This window comes from Cohnella faecalis, from assembly GCF_003570905.1.
GTDB classification, from domain to species: Bacteria; Bacillota; Bacilli; order Paenibacillales; family Paenibacillaceae; genus Cohnella; species Cohnella faecalis.
Genome location: NZ_QXJM01000049.1, coordinates 85,032 through 104,748 on the forward strand (window position 1 = coordinate 85,032; position 19,717 = coordinate 104,748).

A 19,717-nucleotide genomic window follows, 5' to 3' on the forward strand; every position below is an offset into this window, starting at 1 on the left:
GAAGATTATGAATATAGCAAAGGTAGAAGCGGGCGGGAGATGTATAGCCGTTGTAAGCGGCAGCGAGATCCTAATAGGGGATGTCCAAGATGCATTGGATCTAATGGCAACCGTACGATACGAAGCAGACTGCGATCATATCGTAATTAACAAGTCCCTGCTAAGCGAAAGCTTTTTCGATTTGAAAACACGCCTTGCTGGCGAAATCCTTCAAAAGTTCATCAATTATCGCTTGAAGGTTGCAATTATTGGGGATTTTTCTACATATACAAGTCAAAGCCTTCGAGATTTCATCTATGAATGCAACAGCGGAAACGATATCTTTTTCTTGCCGACCGAACAACAAGGGATTGAAAAGTTAAGCATGGTGAAGTAGAAGAAGGAACGGGAGGAAGATAGGTGTCAAAGGCACGGCATAGTCATGCTGAGTATCCAATGGTGAAAATTCCTGCAGGTGAAATTGAATTAAGGGACGATCGAATAAAGACAACATGGACGGTTCAAGTGAATTCTTTTTTGCTTGCATCGGTTCCCGTTACACAAGCGTTATATTTCTCGATTTTGCAAAAGACAGTTGGACCTAATGACCGTCCTCAGGCTCCAGTTGCGGATGTCTCATGGAATGATGCTATTCGCTTTTGTAATTTGCTGTCTCAGCATTCAGGTCTAAAGGAATATTACTCGGTAAGCGATGATGGCGAGAGTGTCGTCTGCAACTGGGAGGCGGATGGTTATCGTCTTCCTACAGAAGCGGAATGGCAGCATGCGTGTAAAGCAGGAACAACGGGGTATCGGTACGGCGAGCTTAACGAAATAGCTTGGTATCATGAAAATTCTGAGGGTAGAGTACATGAGGCAGGTCAAAAGCTGCCAAATGCGTGGGGGCTCTACGATATGCTAGGAAATGTTTGGGAGTGGTGTTGGGATGTATACGATGTGAAAGTATACGGTTCCTACAGAGTTTTTCGCGGTGGAAGCTGGGCGGAAGAGGCCAGAGGCTGCGGGGCGACGTGCCGCCGCCGAAGTCACCCTACGTTTCGAATTGACGATCTCGGCTTTCGTGTTGCCAGGTCTCTGTAAGGTGGATAAAAAGGCAATAATGACGTAGATCATTAGCCGTGAAGCGATTCTGAGCGGATTAAGATAAGCGGTGCTTGCGCGGACCCCCGAATAGCTAAGTTAATTAGCGAAGCGATTCGGGGGTTTCATTTATGGAATTGCTTCTTATTTAATGGCGATCGAAGAGATGCTGCCGTTGGTTTTGAAATCCTTCGTGTAGGCAATGGTTGCCGTTGCTGTGTAAGTTCCGCTCGGCCCCGTAATCTTGACGGTTGGCGCCGAAGAATAGCCGGAGCCTGCATTGGTTATCGTTACTCCGGTTACGACGCCATCTTTAACCGTTGTGGACAGCGTTGCAGGCGTTCTTTTCCACGTCTCGCCTTTGACGCCGCTGTAACGGTAGTAGTTGGATACTTCATCCAGGCGCTCGTTGGTGATGCCGTAAGGCGACAGCACTTTCATCAAGGCCGCTTTGTTCGATTGAGCTTCTTCCGAGGTCGGGCCGGAGCTTCCGGCTCCCGCAGGCGTTACGCCGCTGAAGGCTTGTCTGAATACTGCGTCCGGAACGCCAAGCGCGGCAGCAATGAGCGCAATCGGTCTGCCATGATCCTGAGCATCCGTTTCGTAGCCGCCGGTAATAACGATCGAATAGCCGTTACGGTCGGTCATGCTGCTGCTTTCGGCTCCGGCTGCCGGGCCTGCGGACGGCTTTGGTGCGGCATGAGCCGGTGCAGGCTTTTTACCCGGCTTTTTTCTGGAATCGCTTTGAACGGCTGCCGCTTCCGCGCTGTTCTTGTTGTTCGACTGGGCACCGCATGCGATCGCCAGCGGAACGGCGACGGCGCTGACGGCAAGCAGTACGGTTAGGGTAACGACGGTTTTTTTCCATTTCTTCATGTTGGGGTTCTCCTCTCGAATTGGGAATGACTGTGCTAGACCAAGATTAAAGCATCAATGTGTCAGCCATATGTCCAATCCCTTTTCGTCCCCAAAAATGTTTTAAAGTCTAAAGCTGCTTGGGCAGCAACAGCTGAAAAGCGGTGCCTTTCGGAGAGCTGATTTTCAGATTAAGCTCGCCCTTCATCGCGATGGCAAGCATCCGGCTGTAGGTAAGGCCAAGTCCGAGGCCGCCGATAGAGAGCTTTTTGCTCTCGCCCCGGTAGTACCTCTCGAATATGTGCGCTTGCTCGGCTTCCGGAATGCCGGGGCCGTCGTCCCGGATGCTGATCTCGCAAAATTTTTCCGAATGCTCCGAGAGTGCAATGACAATGCTTCCCCGCCCTTGAAAAGCCTGTCTGCTATTGTTCAGCAGGTTCACCGCAATTTGTTGAATGCGACTGGCGTCCCCAACGGCCATACAAGCCCGTTCCGGAATATCGACTGCGACTTCCACCCCCTCTTCCTGATAAAGAAGCTCCCACTGATAGGCGATTTCGCTCAACAGCTTGCCCAGATCGATCGAATCCTGCCTGACGCTGATTGCGCCCGATGCGAAGGAATTGAAGTCCAGCAAGTCGGTGACCATATTTTGCAGCCTGCGCGTCTGCTCCAGGGAGATGTCGAGAAACTCCTCCGCTTCGCGGTCCGTAACGACCTGATCGCGAACCGCGCGAATCAAGCCATGAATGGAGGCGACAGGCGTCTTCAGCTCATGAGTCACTCCCGCGAGCAATTCCGTACGCAGCTCCTCCAACGTGCCGAGACGTGCAGCCATCGTCTGGAAGGAGACGAGGAGCTCGTGAATTTCCTTTTCCTTCACACGGTCGGGGACGGTCACCTTGTAATCTCCGGCTTCCATCTTGTTGAGCGCTTCGGACAGCTGGACGATCGGCTTTCGTAAATTCCACGAGAGAAAATAGATGATCGTCCAGCCGAGCAAACCCGCGCAAAGGAGCAAAGAAACGATCAGGACGTAGTTCTGGTTGACATTAGCGAGATCGCTGTAGCTGTAGGCGATGACGATCGAGCCGATCGGCGAATGATTGCTCATCACGGGAGCGATCAGGACGTAATGCCCTCCCGTTCTCGCCGTTTGGATACGATCGGTCAGCACCGGCTTCGAATCGATATTCGGAGTGGAGGAACCAGCGGCGATCAAAGGAGCTTTTTTAATAAAGACGGGAGCATCGCCTCGGTCGAACACGGTTAAGGAGAACTGTCCGGGAAGCTGATAAAGACGCTGCGTTCGATCGATCCATTCGTAGAAGTCTTTCGGAACGGCGATGCTCCCTTTACCGTCCGTCACATACTGGGACGCAACTTGGGAAAATTCCCGAAGCGATTGCTTCCGATCATGAACGGTCTCCTGCCGAATCCAGAGGATGGAAGCAAGCCCTATCGTAAGCAAGCCTATAAAAAGAGTGAGCACATAACGAAACGTCCAACGGCTCAGCAGCGTTCGGCGTCTAATGGGGGATGTTCGCATAGAGCTGATACCCGTCCCGCGCAGCGTTCGGATTTCCCCTTCTTCCGGTGGCCAGTGAAGCAGCTGCTTCCGCAGGCGCTTGATCGCCAGATCCACGGCCCGGTCGCTGCCATCGTAATCGATTCCCCATACTTTCTCGATTAACTGCTCCCGATTGAAAATTTGATTCGGATGCTCCGCAAGAAACATTAGAAGAGCCAGATCGCGGGGCGTAACCGACAGGCTGGCTCCGTTGAGGAAGACGGTGCGAGACTTAAGGTCGATTCGAAAGCTCCCGAATACGACCTGCTCCGAGCTGACAAGCGACCGGGGCGGGCGCCTGAGCACGGCATGAATTCGGGCGACGACTTCGTCCGGCTCGAACGGTTTCGGGATGTAATCGTCGGCTCCCTCGTTCAATCCTGCGATCCGATCGCCGACATCGCTCATGGCCGTCAGCATGATGACGGGACAAGCGCTTTTGCTGCGAATATGACGCAGCACTTCCCATCCGTTGCGGCCCGGGAGCAGCACGTCAAGAAGAACGAGAGAAGGCTGCGCCGCATCGAATGACTCCACGGCCTCGTTGCCGTCCCGGCATATTCGGCAATCAAAGCCGGCCTTGCGGACATACGCGGCGAGAACCCGGGAAAGGGCTTCCTCGTCTTCGACTATCATAATCGATTGCATTCGGCATCCTCCGATAGGGCCTCAATTTTCGCTTGTGTCTTTGAGAGGATTATACAATCCCGGTTTCGGCATGGCTACAGACGGTTTTTTCTTCTTGCAATCAGAGGCCGCCCTCTTTTAGAATTCGATTCCAAAGGAAGGGGATAGGAGAAATTTGTCGAATAAAGTAGGGGATTGCGGACAAGGGGCACACGGGGGTAACGATGCTTAAGAGAGTATTGGTCGTCTGTCTGGCGGCCATCCTTTATTCTTCCTTAATTCCTCTTTCTATCATGTGGGACAAAGACGGCAATCGCGGCGGTCTGCAAGTACGCAGCGGCGTGCTCGATCTCTCGCAGTGGAACAATAAAAAGCAGCGGATCGTCAAGCTGGACGGGCAATGGGAGTTTTACTGGAAGCGGCTGCTGACGCCGGAATCGTTCCAATCGACAACTGCGGACAAGCCAGAAGCCGATGCTTTTATGAAGGTGCCGTCCCAGTGGAACAACCGGTGGGTGAATGGCGAATACCTGGATGCATACGGCTACGCAACCTACCGGATGGTATTGAAAAATTTGCCTGTCGGCGGAGTTTTCGCGTTAAAAAAAGCTAACGTCCGATTTTCAAGCGCTATCTATGTTAACGGACACAAGCTCTTGGAGGACGGCAAGCCTTCCGCGAACGCATCCGATTACAAGTACGGGAACATGCCTCAGATCGGTTTTTTTCAAGCGGATCGGGGCGACGTCGAAATTATCGTGCAGGCCGCCAACTACGATTATGTGAATGCGGGCATTCCGCTGTCGCTCTTGTTCGGGGAGCAGTCCGCCATGCTCGACATGCAGCAGAAGACGGTTGCGCGGGAGTTCGCGGTGCTGGCGATTCTGGGCGGTCTTGCGCTGCTCTTTCTTATCTGCTTTGTCGCGGCTGCGTTATATTTCAAAAAGGATTATACGCTGCTCGTATTTTCGGGCATCTGCGTCTTGTATGCCTTGTATAACGGCTTGAACGGGGAAAGGGCGCTTACGCTGCTTTTGCCGGAGCTTTCCTTCGAGGTAATCTATAAAGCCAAAGATATTTTGTCTTTGGTCTGCATTGCCGTTTTGACCGTCTTTTTCTATCAATTGCAAAAAAGCATTATTTCGTTAAAGCTGATGCAGCTCATAAGCGCAGTGATGGGGATATCCATCTTATTTACGGCGATTCTCCCCATTCGGGATTATCTAAACTTGCAAACTTACGTAATTGCGATCTACGAAGTACTCATCGTTTGGCTGCTGATCAAGATTGCCCTTATGTATATCCGAAGCGACAAGGCCGAGCGGGCCAAATCGTTTATGCTGTTCATGATCATTCTCCCTATCAATTTGTATTCCTTGGACATCATTCTCTTTGCTCTTTCGTATCGGGAAAATCTTTGGCTAAGCCAATTTTATATTGTCGCCTTTACTATTATCGTGATCTTTTTGATCGTTCTTCGTTTTTTCGAGGCTTATCGCACGGTAGATGAAATGAAGAATCAGCTGCTCCGGATGGATAAAATCAAGGATGATTTCCTTTCCAATACGTCTCATGAACTGAAGACTCCGTTGAACGCCATCGTGAACATTACGGATACGCTGCTCCAAGGGGTGGCGGGGCCGATTACCGGCAAGCAGGCCCGCAATTTGGGGATCGTCTTGGGGAGCGGCAGAAAATTGTCCCTTCTGGTGAACGACTTGCTCGATTATTCCAAAATAAAGCATGGCGATATTGCACTGTTCAGGCAAAGCTTAGATTTGAGGGCTGCTGTGAATTCGATTATTCGCGTTCATTCCTTCCTGCTTGGCGGCAAAGAGATCAAGCTTGAAAATCGAGTTCCGGAAAGCTTTCCTTCCGTGTATGCGGATGGTAATCGTCTAAGTCAGATCTTGCATAATCTCATCGGAAATGCGATTAAATTCACCGATTTCGGCGAGGTGGCAGTAACCGCCGGCGTCATCGGGGACATGGCGGAAATCCGGGTATCGGATACGGGAATCGGGATCGCTTCGTCGATGCACGAGCGCATCTTCAAAGCCTACGATCAGGGCGATGAGTCCATAGCTTTGCAGCATGGCGGAACGGGGCTAGGGCTTAGCATTACCCGAACATTGGTTGAACTTCACGGCGGAAAGATCTCCGTGGAATCCAGCCCGGGGCTAGGTTCCGTATTTACAATCACGATTCCTTTATTCTCGGGTGCGGTAACGGATAGCGCGATCGGGGAGAGCTGGCTAATGGAAGATCGGGAGTTTTCCATGCCCGATGCCGGCAGCCTTCAGGTAGAATATCCGATCCGCATCCCCGGAAAGATCGATGAGCCGATTCTAGTGGTGGACGACGATTACGCCAATCTCCAGTCCATGATCAATCTGTTCGCGCTTGAAGGTTATACGATCGTTGTCGTCAATCGGGGGCAGCTTGCATGGGATGAGCTGGCCAGAAATCCGGATTACTTCCTGGTCATTCTGGATATTACGATGCCCGATATGTCAGGCTTCGAGCTGCTGCAGAAAATAAGAGAGAGATTCTCCCCGTCCGAGCTGCCGGTGCTGATGCTGACCGCCAAAAACCGGGTAGCCGAGATGAAGCTGTCGATGGAGAACGGCGCCAACGATTTTGTCGGCAAGCCGTTCGAGGCGGAGGAGCTTATGGCTCGCGTCCGAAGCCTTACCCGGCTTAAGGCTTCCGTTAAGAACGCCAAAGCTGCGGAGATCGCCTTCCTGCGCTCCCAGATCAAGCCGCATTTTCTGTACAATGCATTGAATTCCATTGCCGAATTGTGCGTGGACGAGCCCGAGCAAGCGGAGCAATTGACGCTGCAGCTCTCTCAGTATTTGAGAAGCAGCTTCGACTTCAAGCAGTTGGATTCGTTGACCACGCTGGACAATGAGCTGAAGCTGGTTGAAGCTTACGTCCGTATTGAAAAAGCGCGCTTCGGAGACAGGCTGCGAGTAATCTACGATATCGATGCCAATCCAGCGATTCGGATTCCTCCGCTTATTCTTCAGCCTCTGGTGGAAAATGCAATCAGACATGGGCTGATGTCCAACCAGCGGGGGGAGAGGTGCGCTTGGCAGTGAGGGAGGAGCAGCCTTCCGTCATTCGCATCGCCGTAGAGGACAACGGGTGCGGAATGAGCCGGACGAAGGCGGAACAATTGCTGAAGCCGGAAGCGAATCATAAGGGCGTTGGGCTGTTTAATATCAATCAGCGCATCAAGCTGATTTACGGCGGAAGCCTTCGCATCGACAGCGAGGAAAGTATGGGCACGAAGGTGACCTTTGACATTCCTGTAGAGCCGACGAAAATTACTGGAGGATAACGAATGCTGCGAGCCATTATCGTCGATGATGAAGAACTGTCCGTCAAACGGTTGAATAGAATGCTGTCCGGCAGCGGAGTGGTCGAAATATGCCGTACCTTTCAAAACCCGTTGGATGCATATGAATTTGTAAAGAGCCATGCGGATTCGGTTGATATCGCTTTTCTGGATATTTCGATGCCGGAGATCGACGGAATGAGCCTGTCCGCCCGCTTGCGGGCTCTTGACCGTTCGATGGATATTGTGTTTGTAACCGGCTATGACGAGTATGCGGTGAAAGCTTTCGATATGGATGCGCTGGACTATTTGCTTAAGCCTGTAACCGCGGAGAGAGTAGCGCAAACCTTGAGCAAGCTTGGCCGCATGCAGAGAGTCGCTGCCGCAGAGCCGGCGCTGGAAGTGCAGCTGTTCAACGGACTGAGAATCTATCGGCGAGCCGGAAGCAAGGAGCTCTTGAAGCTGAGGAGTCCCAAGACCGAGGAGCTGTTCGCTTTTCTTGTGTGCAAGGGCACGGTTAGCCGCGAAGAAGTGATAGAGACTTTGTGGCACGGCTTGGAGCCGGAGAAAGCCTGGAAAAATTTGAATTCAACTCTTTATTATATTCGCAAAGCCATTAGCGGGATCAAAATGGAAAATGGCATAATAGCGGACAGGAATGAAATTTGGATTGATGAGAGTCTGATTCATAGCGATCTTCGCCAATTCGAGCATTTGCTGAAGCGGATTCAAGCGGCTCCTGAGACGAGCGGAGAATGGCTGCCGCAGGCGGAGGCATTGTACGCCGGTCCGTTTTTGAAGGGCAAGGCGTACGAGTGGGCAACCGACAAGGCCCGCAAGCTTGAGAGGGATTATATTGGGCTGCTGGAGCTGTCGGCAATGGAACATCGCAGGCACGATAGGCTCCAGCAGTCGCTGCACTATTTTAACGAAGCTCTGAAATTGGATCCGCTGCGGGAAGATCTTCATTACGAGGTTATCGCGTTATATGCAGCGCTAGGGAGAATGAACGAGGCCGTTAAGCAATATAACGCGCTGGAGGAGTGGCTGCATCGGGAGCTTGGCATGAAGCCGGAATCCCGATTGGAAGAAATTATGAAGAAGCGGCGATAGCCGATTCTATCGATTTGTACGAGCTGTTCGGCTTCATCAAAGAAACATCCAGCTGTTCCCGTGTTTTCTCCGCCTATTGAATGGTATAATTCTATTCAGGGTTTAGCAATAGGAGAAACGGGGTTTGGAAGATGAAGCAAGGTCTGATTTACGCCATATTGGCCTACACGGCCTGGGGGCTGCTGCCCTTATATTGGAAGTGGTTCGAGGAAGTGCCCGCCGGAGAAATTTTGTCCCATCGGGTTGTATGGTCCTTCGTGCTTATGGCAGTCGTTCTGTTGATTCAGAGAAAATGGAAGGCGTTTCGCGAGATTCTGGCGGATGGCAGGAAGATGCTGACGCTCGGAATAAGCGGCATACTCATAAGCGCGAATTGGCTCATTTTCATTTGGGCGGTCAACAACGGGCATGTCATCGAGACAAGCCTCGGCTACTACTTGAATCCGCTTATGAACGTCGTGATGGCAGTGTTGTTTTTGCGCGAAAAGCCGAACCGCTGGCAGTGGGCTGCCGTTGCGCTGGCCGGACTCGGGGTGTTGACGGTCGCTATCGATTACGGCCGCATACCGTGGATTTCGTTGTCGCTCGCGCTAAGCTTCAGCTTATACGGTCTCGTCAAGAAGAAGGCGAGCTTTGACGCTTCGATCGGATTGCTGGGTGAGACGGCATTCGTCTTTCCGATCGCGCTTGTTTACTTGATCGGGCTGCAGGCGAATGGACAGGAAGCCGCATGGTCGCTTCCGCCGGAGATGCTGGCTCTTCTGCTCTTGTCGGGCCTGGCGACGGCGATGCCTTTGATTTGGTTCGCCAAGGCTGCGGCACGGCTGCCTTTCTCCATGCTTGGTTTTATCCAATATATCGGACCGTCGATCTCGCTGCTGCTTAGCGTCTGGGTATTCCGGGAGCCGTTCTCGCCTGTGCTGCTCGCCAGCTTTTCCCTCATCTGGGCTGCGCTCGTCGTCTTTATGGCCGCGTCGGCGAGAGGGTCGGGCAAGATGGCGGCGAAGCCCGCCAATTCATAAGCTCGTCGTCAGCCCGCAAAGCGCCCCAAGCGTCTCGAAGACGCTTGGGGCGCTTTGACTTTACCCGGCTAATTCCGACGGTACGATGCAATAGGTTGCTTATGTGCGCGAGCTTTTTCTAACTGCGCCGTTCCAAACCGCCTCTCGAATTGGGGCAACCGCACTGTGCGTTCCAAAGCGACTATATGCCATCGTTTTATCAATTTGTGCGCCTTTTGTTTGATTTGTCCCCTTTTGTAAACGCTCCGCATTCGATATTGTGAATATATTCCTGATGCTTTCGGCTATTGTTTCCATGTAAAATAAGCGCACGACACAGAAATCTCTGGTTCGACAGGGGGGACGACACCATTAGAACGGGACTCTATGCTCGCGGTTTTTTCAGGCACAACCTCTTCGTCCGGATTTTAGCCGTTTTTTCCCTCATTGCTATCGTTACGATCGTCACGCTGTCCTATTTTGCCTATTTATTTATCACGGATTCCATGCTCGACAACGAACGGGACAAGCAGAAGAGCGCCATGGACAGAGTGAGCCGGTACGTGGAGAAGAAGAACGAGTCCATCCAGATGAAGGTGCAGAGCATTTATCGGGACCAGCAGCTTTCGGAGAATTTGACGTTCCTGCTCAAAACCTCTTATCAGGAATATGTGGAGCATCGGCTAGATCGCTTCAATGAGGGAAGCGGGATGTACAAAGGGCTGGATTACCTAAAAAGCATGATCGAGGACGATCCGGACATCGAGAATATTTTGCTGTTCAGCACGGAAAAGCAATTTCTGTACGTGAACAGCCAGAGAAATCTGTCCAAGCTGTTCGAAACGAACGAAGCCCATTCCTACGTGCCGGACGCGATGGCTTTGCAAAGCGGCATCGTTTCGGTGCCTAACAACTGGGTCCGGAAAACGATTGATCAATGGAATGAGAAGCTTTACTCCATGAGGAGCAACATTAACGACGTCGGCACATTGAAAACGGTAGGCCAGCTGCTCGTTTTTTTTCGTTCCGAGGCCATTGAAAGCGTTTTATCCGAATCCGGCAGCCGCATCAAAGGCTCTATCCTCGTCCTTTCACCCGAAGGCTACGTTATATTCGATTCGTCCGACCGTTATTACGGTCGAGTTTATCCGTTCAAGGACAAGCTGAATTCGATCAAGGGAGCGGACATGCTGGACGAGAGCAGCTACATATCGACCTTGTCCGCCAACAATCTCGGCTATTCCGTCGTCGGCATTCTGCCGAAGGAGGAGATCGCCGCATCTTACCAGCCGGCCAAGAGGCTGATCATTCTGATCAGCGGCGCTTGCATTCTGACCGCAATCGTCGTTCCGTCGTTGTTCGTGCTCAATTTCGCCAAACGGACGAATCGGCTTATCCGCACGATGCGCAGGGTGGAAACCGGCGATATGACGGTGCGCATTCACGACACGAAGGAGGATGAAATCGGGCAAATTTCCAGAGGCTTCAACCAGATGCTCGCGGAGCTGACCCGTCATATCGATCGGGTGTACAAGGCGGAAATCAAGCAGAAGCATACGGAATTGACCGCTTTGCAGGCTCGGATCAATCCGCACTTCCTGTACAATACGCTCGAAGTTATCCGGATGCGGGCAATCTCTCAGGGCGTTACCGACGTCAGCGAGATGATTTACAGCCTGGCGGTGCTGTTCAAAAGCTTCGTCCATCAGCAGACGGTCGTCAGTCTCAGAGAGGAAATGGACAATTGCGCCCGGTATTTGGAGCTGTTCCGAATCCGCTACAAGGACAAGTTCTCATATCGGATCGACTATGACCCCGAATTGTCCGACTGGAAGATGATCAAGATGTCGCTGCAGCCGATTGTCGAAAATTACATTGTGCACGGTATGCGTACCGACGGACAAGACAATGAGATTGCGATTCGGGCGGTCGGGGAAGAGAACATCATCCGAGTTACGATCCAGGACAACGGGATCGGCGTTACTTCCGAGAAGCTGGAACGAATCCGGCGAAATCTGGAGCGGCCCGAGAACGCGTCGGAGGAGAGCTCTCTCGGCCTATATAGTGTGAACGAACGATTAAAGCTTATGTACGGAAAGGAATACGGGGTCGAAATTTGGAGCGAGCCAGCCGTCGGAACGACGGTCATCCTGTGGTTCCCCTATTCGCAAGGGAGTGACAGCCATGTATAAAGTGTTTCTCGTTGACGACGAGCCGTTCATTTCGGAAGGTCTGTGCGACGCCATCGATTGGTCTTCCTACGGGCTCGAAATTACCGGTCGCGCGGAGAACGGCCTTCAAGCGCTCGAACGATTGAAGGAAGTGCCCGCCGATATTTTGATTACCGATATTTCGATGCCGGTCATGAACGGGCTGGAATTGATCCGCGCCGTCCGCGAAACCCGTCCGGATATGAAGATCATCATTCTGAGCGGCTACAACGACTTTCATTATTTGAAGGAAGGCATGGCGCGTGGAATCGAAAATTATTTGCTCAAGCCGATCAACATAGAAGAGCTGACCGAAACGCTGCGAAATACGGTAGAACGGCTTAATACCGCCGTTGAACCGGCCTTCGGGTACACCGAGGACGAAATCGGACTGTTGAAGGACAATATCCTCTACCGCTGGATGACGGGAACGATAGCGCCGGCGGAGTTGGAGGAAAGGACGCGCTTCCTGAATATCAGACTGGAAGGAGCTTATGTTCAGGCGGCGCTCCTGAGGACGGATAAGGAGCAATGCGAAAGCGCGAACCGGGCGATTAAGCGATTCGTTCGTCGTATGTCCGATGCGGTAGCCTTTGCCGACATGTCGAACGATCTCGTCGTGGCCGTTATGGCGGAAAGTTCTGAGGCGTGCAAGCGAAAAGCGATCGAATTGCTGACGAGCTTGCGGCAAGAGTTGCCGGAGATCGCTTTTAGCCGCATTTCTCTCGGCACGAGCGAGCGAATGGACGGAGGCGAGCAGCTGAGCTATGAGCGGGCGCGGAGGGCGCAGGAGTACTTTTTGCTGCTGGACCGTTCGGAAATCGCCGAATACGAAACTCTGCTGTTGAAGCCGGAGGAGGAGTCGGCACAGCTTCAAGTGGATTGGGCGGAATTCGGCAAGTTGATTTTGGCGAAGGACGCGGAAGGTTTGTGCGCACGCATCGACGAGGAGTTCGACCGGGCGCAGACGCGGGAAAGGACGACGCCCGAGTTGCTTCGCGGCTTGGCGATCGAAATGACGATCCGTCTGAAAATGGAGCTGGATGCGATCAAGCCGTCGGAGTCGTCAGCCGGAGGCGTATTCAAAGCGGTATTCGGCAAGGTTGCGGGAGCAACCGATCGGGAGAAGCTCGTTGCGGCTGTCAAGGAAACGGCCGTTATGATTACCGATGCGCTCACTCGGGACGATAAGAGCCCGGTCGTCAAGCAGATTTTGAACCATATTCATGAATGTTACCAAGAGGACATGTCTCTCAAGTCGCTGGGATTTCAGTACAAGATTCATCCAGGCTATTTGGGCAAATTGTTTCACAAAGAAACGAACGACACCTTTACCGAGTATATCAACAAATTCCGGATCGAGAAGGCGAAAGAGCTGCTGAAAGAGACGCCGCTGAAAGTGCATGAAATCGCCAAGCAGGTCGGGTATTGGGAGACGGGCTATTTTCATAAGCAATTCAAAAAGTACGTCGGTATATCGCCTAACGATTATAGAGGCCTCCTGTAGCTTAATTGGCAGGGGCTTTCTTTTTTCAATATCTGTTCTACGCGGATTATGTTTAGTTTGTCCCCCTAAATCTCTATTTTGTTCACTAGTTGAAAGTGCTTTCATTGATTACCTTTAGATCAGCCGGAGGAATACGGACGAGAGGGGGCAGCGAACAAGGACGCTGACTGACTGCGATGCCGGGGGTACAGGAGCGCAAGAACAAGCATCTAACCATACAACAAGGAGACTCACACATGAAAATGAAGAAAAAAGCGATGTCCAAAATCACTGCGGCGCTATTGAGCGCAACATTGGTGGCTACCGGGATGCCTCTTCACGTATATGCTGGCGATACTTGGCCCTTCCAGGGCGAAAGCGCCCATGGGACGAACCAACCGAGCGTTCACGGTTACACGAGCGGCCATATTCTGGACTGGAGTCCGGAGACGGACCGCGATGCGGAGATGCTGCGATCTTTCGTTCCTTTGCAGAAGAGGATTGCTCCGCTTGCCGCTACGCAAGCTAAGCCTGCCCTGAACCCGAACGTAAAGATGACCAACGTAAGCGGCGATTACGGCAATGCGTTCATCGAGAATGCAGCTTACACGAACAAATTCGCCCAGTACCACTTCGGATTTTGGCAATATGTAGACTATTGGTCCCCTTGGCACGGAACGGCTACGGCCTATACGCCGCCTGAATATTACGATGATTTGGCGCAATCGGACTGGAAGCAAAAATGGTTCGAATTCGGCATGCTGAACCTCCCGAACCCTACTTATACGGATGCCGCTCACAAGAACGGCGTGCTGTCGTTGGCCGGCGTCTTCTTCTCGAATAACGACCGTGGACAGCAAACATACAAGCAAATGATCGTCAAGGATGCGAACGGCGAGTTTCCGGTCGCGAAGAAAATGATTGAAATGGCCGAGTATTTCGGTTACGACGGCTATTTCATCAATCAGGAGGAACAAAGCCCCAACGTTCAAACGAGCGATATTCCGGACTATATCGAATTTATTAAGACGCTGAAAAAAGGCGGACTGTACGTACAATGGTATGACTCCTTGAATACGTCGTCCGGCGCCAATACGTTCGCAAGAACTTTCAACAACAACAATATTTCGCTTTTGTATGACAAGAACAAGAACGAGGCGGTTTCCGACTCCTATTTCTTCGATTACGGCGTCGGTTCGACCCAGATTAATAGCGCCAATACGTATCTGAATCAGTTGAATTCCACTTACGGAACCAACTATTCCATCTACGATGTCGGCTTCGCCGGCCTGGAGGCGGGCCGCGACAGATTTACCTCGACCAACGTCACCGCCCTCAAAAACAAGCTGGATGCCAACGGCGTGCCGCTTCTGAGCATCGCCACGCTCGGAGCCGACTTTGTTCATGCCGGCTACAATGACGATAAGCCTTGGCCATCGAATGACCGGGCGAATAACGACTATCAGTGGGAAACGAAAAAGAGAGAGCAGCAATGGTGGTCGAGCCCGAACGCCAATCCGCGCGAAACGGCCGCTTCCAACGTCTGGCCGGGAATTTCGTCCGTCATTACGGAGCGTTCCGTCATCGGCAGCTCTAACTTCTATACGAACTTCAACACCGGACAAGGCTTGTCTTACTACAAAGCCGGCGCGGTTTCGAACGATGACGAATGGTCCAACATGAGCTTGCAGGATGTACCCGTCACCTGGCAGTGGTGGCAGGATACGACCGGCAGCAGGCTGACGGTCGATTACGATTACGGCTCCAAATATAAGAAGGATTCTTCCTTCAACTACGAGCAAATCGGAGGCTACGACGGAGGAAGCTCGCTTGCCGTAAGCGGCAATCTCGACGCCGAGAACTTCCTGCGTTTGTATAAAACCGAGCTGAACGTCAAGGCGGCTTCCAAGCTGTCGATTTCGTACAATAAGCCTTCGGCTGCCGACGCTTCTTCGCTATCGATCGGTCTTATCTTCACGGACGATACGAATACGGTTGTTAAAGTGGCTGCCGCCGACGGCAGCAACACAGCCGGCTGGACGACGAAAGAGCTGAATCTCGGCGCGTATGCCGGCAAGACGATCGCGGCTTTCGGTCTTGTTTTTGCTCCGAACGGCGGCGTGATTGCGAACTATCAGATGAATGTAGGGCAAATCCGAATTTACGACGGCGCTGCGGCTCTTCCGGGCGCTCCGACGGGTCTTGCCTTGACCCATGCGTTCACCGATACGAACGAAATGGTCATTCATTGGAACATGAATACGGATTATTCCAAGGTCAAAAATTATAATGTCTACGTCAATAACGTATTCGTCGGCGGAAAGTATGACAAAACGTTCTATATTAAAAAGCTGCCTGCCGAATCTGGAGTTGTCAAAGTCGTTCCGGTAGGCGCGGATGGCCGCGAAGGCGCCGCTGCATCGCTGCCGTTCGACTTGAACGCCGCCGTGTCCGATATCCAGGTCGATTCCAAGGCTGACGGGGAGCTTGCCGTATCTTGGACGAATCCGGCGACGGCCTCCGACCCGATCACGGTAAGCGTGAAATCGTTGAACTGGATTACGACGGACGCGCCGGTATCCGTGACCAAAACGGTCCCGGCCGGATCGACTTCCGCCGTGTTTGCGGACATGCCTGTCAATGGGGACGACTATGTTGTCAGCATAGCGGTAGGCAATAAACAGCCTGTTGCAAAAAGCGGCAATTTTATCGACAAGACGATTGAGCCGTATGCGGAAGCTTGGTCCTGGAACGGGAACACGCTAAGCTTACCGATGCCGAACACAAGAGACTGGCGCTATTTGTACGTCTACGAGAACGGGACGGCTATGCAGTTCGACACCACCTATTCGTCCGGCAAAAAGCCGTACATTGTGCGCGGACGTTCGGTCAAAGGCTCCCTGTTCGTAACGCCGACATCCTCTTCAAGCATCGTTACGCTTGTTATGGAGGACTACGCGGGCAACAAGTCCGAGCCATTATTCGTGCGAGATCCGGCTCTCAACTCCAGTATGTTTCCCGATACGGCGTTGCTGAACGGCTTGATCGAGCAAGGATACACCGTGGCCAGCGACCTGACGAAAATAACCGGGACGCTCGATCTGTCCAACCGGGATATTAAGGACTTGACGGGATTAAAGCTAATTGCCAATATGACCGGCGTCAATCTGTCCAACACGAAGTTGGAGACGATAACCGCATCAAGCTTCCCTTCCAAGGTTGCAGGTGTCGATCTGTCGAACAACAAAGCGTTGCTGCAAATTACTAGCGAAGCCTTCAGCGGCATTACCGACTTGCAGCAGCTGAATATTACCGGAAGCGACAAGCTGCAATTGCTTGACGTTTCGAATTCGACCTTGAAAAATCTGGTGTACGGGGATAAGACGGCATTCCCCGAGCTGATCGCGCTGAATTTGTCCGGAACCCCGATTGATATGACGGCGGGACAACCGGCACGGATTTTCGCTGATCAGATCAAGAAGCAGGTCGATCCAGACAAGTCGGTTTCGGTTATCCGGTACGAGAATGCGGCCCGCCAAAGCACGTTAACCGGCGCGAGCTTCGACCAACTGTCCAATCTGACGGACGGAATAACTACTACAGGTACGGCGTACTCGCTGACCAGCACTTTGCCGGGTCACGTCATCATGGATTTTGGCAAAGCGGTTGATATGAAAACGTTCAACATGTATGCGTACTCTAGCATATATAGAGCAGTAGATTTTACGATAGAGTCTTCCTTGGACGGCACAACGTATACGCCGATCGGCGGCAGCCCTTATGTCGGCAACGCGCTGACGCCTTTCAGCGAAACGTTCGCTTCGCCGGTTAAGGGCAGATACTTCAAGCTAACAGTTACAAAAGGAAATACCACCCCGACTGTTTTGATGGAGCTGGAAATGTGGGCCAACGTGCCTTATCCGTTTCCAAGCAGCGTCAAATACGACGGCTACAACGGATTGCACACGATAACTTTTGATACGGACGGAGGCTCCAATCCGCCTGCGCAAATTACCGACGCGGCATACGGCTCCAAAATCAGCGAGCCTGTCGGCGTTGAGAAATCAGGCTATTTGCTGGACGGCTGGTACGCGGGCGATCAGAAATGGAATTTCGCGACCGATACAGTAACGGACAACTTGACGCTGAAAGCGCACTGGAGCAAAGATCCGGACAAATCGATCTGGTTTGCGACGGATTTGGACGCCACCAAAACGGTTAACGAAGGCGACGATGTCAGCTTGCAAGCTGCTGCTGCGGGCGCAGTGGATTCCATGGTTTGGGAAGTGAAGGCTGCCGGAGAGGACGCGTGGAACCGTACGACCGTAACTTCGGCTGTTTACAGCTTCACGGCCCAAGAACAGGATAACGGCAAAATGTTCCGTGTCGTACTGACCGGAAAAGATGGAGTCGTACCGGCTACGCTTACGAGCAGCGAATTGACCTTAACGGTAGCTCCGGTCGGAGTCGTCGTTGAACAGCCGACAATCGGGCGTTTCGATGTAACCAAGAACCCGGCCATCATCGGAGATGCCGTGAGCTTCACGGTCGAAGCGACGGGATCGGGCTCGCTGAGCTATCAGTGGTATAAAGACAACGCCCTTATCGAAGGGGCTGCAGGCGCAAGCTTGAGCCTCGCGAACGTAACGGCAGGCGACGCAGGGCGCTACAAAGTTACGGTAACCAATACGGTTACTGCGCATGGTAAAGCCTATACGGCGTCTGCAACGAGCGAGGAGATTGCGCTTGCGGCGGTCAAAGGAAATGCGGCGGAATGGACTCAATTGCAGACGCTTCTGACGGACATCGACGCTCTTGCGGGCAACGCCAAGTATACGGCGAGTTCGATTGCGTCCTTGAAATCAAGCGTCGCATACAAGGAAGCCAAGAAGCTGACGATTGCGGCCGAGGCTGAATTGCTCAGTCAGGCTTATACCGACTTGGCTAAAGCGAAGAGCGATATTCTTGTCGTCTATGTACCGGTAGTGACGCCTCCGGTCGATTCGGGCACAGGCTCGGGGACGGTGACGCCTCCGACCGATCCGACCAAAACGGTTGTTTCCGCGAGCGAGCTGACCAAACCTGCGGAAAATGGAAAAATCGTCGTAACGGTCGATCCGGCGGCGAAGGACATCGAGCTGCCGATTAGTGCGGATGACCTGCTCGGCGCAAATACGCTGCAGCTTCGCTCGGACAAATGGACCATCGACATTGCGCCGGAAGCTCTGAAAAAATGGAAAGACTCTTTGGACGGCGGGCTGCTCACAGGCAGCAAAATTCAAAATGCGGTCAATCCGCAAACATTGAGCGAGTCGGGCGCGAATCCGGGAGCCTACGTCTCCCTGCGGGCAGCGCCGTTGCGATCGATCTCAGCATCGTTACCGGCGAAGGCCAATCTTACCCGCTTTCCGGACGGATAATTCCGTGAAGGTGAAGCTGCCGATCGACTCTGCCGTGAACGCCGACTTGCTCGTATTTACAAGGTCGAGGAGAACGGATCGTTAACCTATCTGGGCGGAACGCGCTCCGGGGAATACATGGAAGCCGATCTCCAGCAAGGTGGAGTGTACGCTCTGCTTGAATACTCGGTGAATTTTGCCGACGTTCAACAAACTCACTGGGCGGCGAATACGATTCGCGTATTGGCAGCCAAGCATCTGGTTAACGGCGTATCGGAAAGCGAGTATCAGCCTAACCGCATGATGACCAGAGCGGAATTCGTGCAGCTCGCGGCCGCCGCCTTGAACTTGAAGGACAAAGGAGAATTAAGCTTTAATGACGTAACGGTCGGCGCGTGGTATGAAGATGCGCTGTCCAAAATGGTCAAAGCGGGGCTTGTCTCCGGACGTTCGGCGGACCGTTTCGAGCCGAACGCGATGATCAGCCGTCAGGAGCTCGTTATCATTCTGATGCGCGCTTATAAGCTGCAGAACGGAACTGAGCCTTCGACAGGCGGCGTTTCCTTCAACGACGAAGCGTCAATCGCTCCGTGGGCGCGGGAAAGCGTGCAAGCTGCATCGGCATTGGGACTTGTGAACGGTCGCTCCGGCGGACGATTTGCTCCTAACGATTCGGCTACCAGAGCCGAGACGGCCCAATTCATTCTGAACTATTTGAAATAAGCGGATTTTGCATTCCTAATAGCGCTCCGTCCATGCCCTTTTATGGACGGAGCGCTTTTTGTAGGCGGGATTAGCGACGGTTGCGGCAGGCTTGGATAAACCCAAAGCCGACAGGTTTTTCTTCTTTCAGCAGCTGTTTCAGGCGGATTATGTTTAGTTTGTCCCCCTAAATCTCTAGTTTGTTCACTATTTGAAAGTGTTTTCATTGAGTACCTTTAGATCAGCCGGAGCAATTGCAGGCTAACCAGATAGAGGGGATGGGATCAACATCATGAATGGAACGAAGAGAAAGCCGGCCATGCACAAGAGG

The 19,717-nt window shown here is 52.5% G+C and carries 12 protein-coding genes and 1 pseudogene; 10 read left to right on the forward strand and 3 right to left on the reverse strand.

Annotation, left to right across the window (positions count from 1 at the left end; translation table 11 throughout):
• The first annotated feature begins 7 nt into the window (after positions 1-7).
• Positions 8-376 carry a DUF4180 domain-containing protein gene (locus D3H35_RS27345; RefSeq protein ID WP_119152287.1) on the forward strand — a complete coding sequence of 123 codons (369 nt, stop codon included), beginning with the start codon at positions 8-10 and terminating at the stop codon, positions 374-376.
• 59 nt (positions 377-435) lie between these two features.
• On the forward strand, positions 436-1,080 hold the full coding sequence (locus D3H35_RS27350; protein ID WP_119152305.1) for a formylglycine-generating enzyme family protein: 645 nt from the start codon (positions 436-438) through the stop codon (positions 1,078-1,080).
• Between the two features lie 144 nt (positions 1,081-1,224).
• Here D3H35_RS27350 and D3H35_RS27355 read toward each other — a convergent pair whose 3' ends face one another.
• The 3 genes and pseudogenes from D3H35_RS27355 to D3H35_RS33090 form a co-directional block, all read right to left on the reverse strand.
• Positions 1,225-1,956, reverse strand: coding sequence for a hypothetical protein (locus tag D3H35_RS27355; RefSeq protein WP_119152288.1), 732 nt, complete (start codon positions 1,954-1,956; stop codon positions 1,225-1,227).
• Positions 1,957-2,065: 109 nt separating this feature from the next.
• Positions 2,066-3,484 (reverse strand): HAMP domain-containing sensor histidine kinase, encoded by a 1,419-nt coding sequence (locus tag D3H35_RS33085; RefSeq protein ID WP_325050172.1) that lies wholly within the window; start codon positions 3,482-3,484, stop codon positions 2,066-2,068.
• A 9-nt stretch (positions 3,485-3,493) separates the two neighbouring features.
• A pseudogene (locus D3H35_RS33090) lies at positions 3,494-4,153 on the reverse strand (response regulator transcription factor); the annotation flags it as partial.
• 203 nt (positions 4,154-4,356) lie between these two features.
• Here D3H35_RS33090 and D3H35_RS27365 point away from each other — a divergent pair.
• The 8 genes from D3H35_RS27365 to D3H35_RS27400 all read left to right on the forward strand — a co-directional run bounded on the left by D3H35_RS27365 (position 4,357) and on the right by D3H35_RS27400 (position 19,407).
• Positions 4,357-7,236 (forward strand): ATP-binding protein, encoded by a 2,880-nt coding sequence (locus D3H35_RS27365; RefSeq protein ID WP_119152290.1) that lies wholly within the window; start codon positions 4,357-4,359, stop codon positions 7,234-7,236.
• Positions 7,233-7,478 (forward strand): sensor histidine kinase, encoded by a 246-nt coding sequence (locus tag D3H35_RS27370; RefSeq protein WP_233568195.1) that lies wholly within the window; start codon positions 7,233-7,235, stop codon positions 7,476-7,478. Before D3H35_RS27365 ends, D3H35_RS27370 begins: the two co-directional genes overlap by 4 nt.
• A 3-nt stretch (positions 7,479-7,481) precedes the next feature.
• The gene (locus tag D3H35_RS27375) at positions 7,482-8,588 is read left to right on the forward strand and encodes a response regulator (protein WP_119152292.1); all 1,107 of its coding nucleotides are present in this window, start codon (positions 7,482-7,484) and stop codon (positions 8,586-8,588) included.
• Between the two features lie 131 nt (positions 8,589-8,719).
• Entirely contained in the window at positions 8,720-9,610 is an 891-nt protein-coding gene (rarD, locus tag D3H35_RS27380; protein WP_119152293.1) for an EamA family transporter RarD, read from the forward strand.
• Positions 9,611-10,095: 485 nt separating this feature from the next.
• A complete protein-coding gene (locus D3H35_RS27385; RefSeq protein WP_233568191.1) occupies positions 10,096-11,781 on the forward strand; it encodes a sensor histidine kinase in 1,686 nt (561 codons plus the stop codon).
• Positions 11,774-13,306, forward strand: coding sequence for a response regulator transcription factor (locus D3H35_RS27390; RefSeq protein WP_119152294.1), 1,533 nt, complete (start codon positions 11,774-11,776; stop codon positions 13,304-13,306). The genes D3H35_RS27385 and D3H35_RS27390 overlap by 8 nt, the downstream gene beginning before the upstream one ends.
• Before the next feature lie 236 nt (positions 13,307-13,542).
• The gene (locus D3H35_RS27395; protein ID WP_119152295.1) at positions 13,543-18,705 is read left to right on the forward strand and encodes an endo-beta-N-acetylglucosaminidase; all 5,163 of its coding nucleotides are present in this window, start codon (positions 13,543-13,545) and stop codon (positions 18,703-18,705) included.
• 117 nt (positions 18,706-18,822) lie between these two features.
• Entirely contained in the window at positions 18,823-19,407 is a 585-nt protein-coding gene (locus tag D3H35_RS27400) for an S-layer homology domain-containing protein (RefSeq protein ID WP_119152296.1), read from the forward strand.
• The last annotated feature ends 310 nt before the right edge of the window (positions 19,408-19,717 follow it).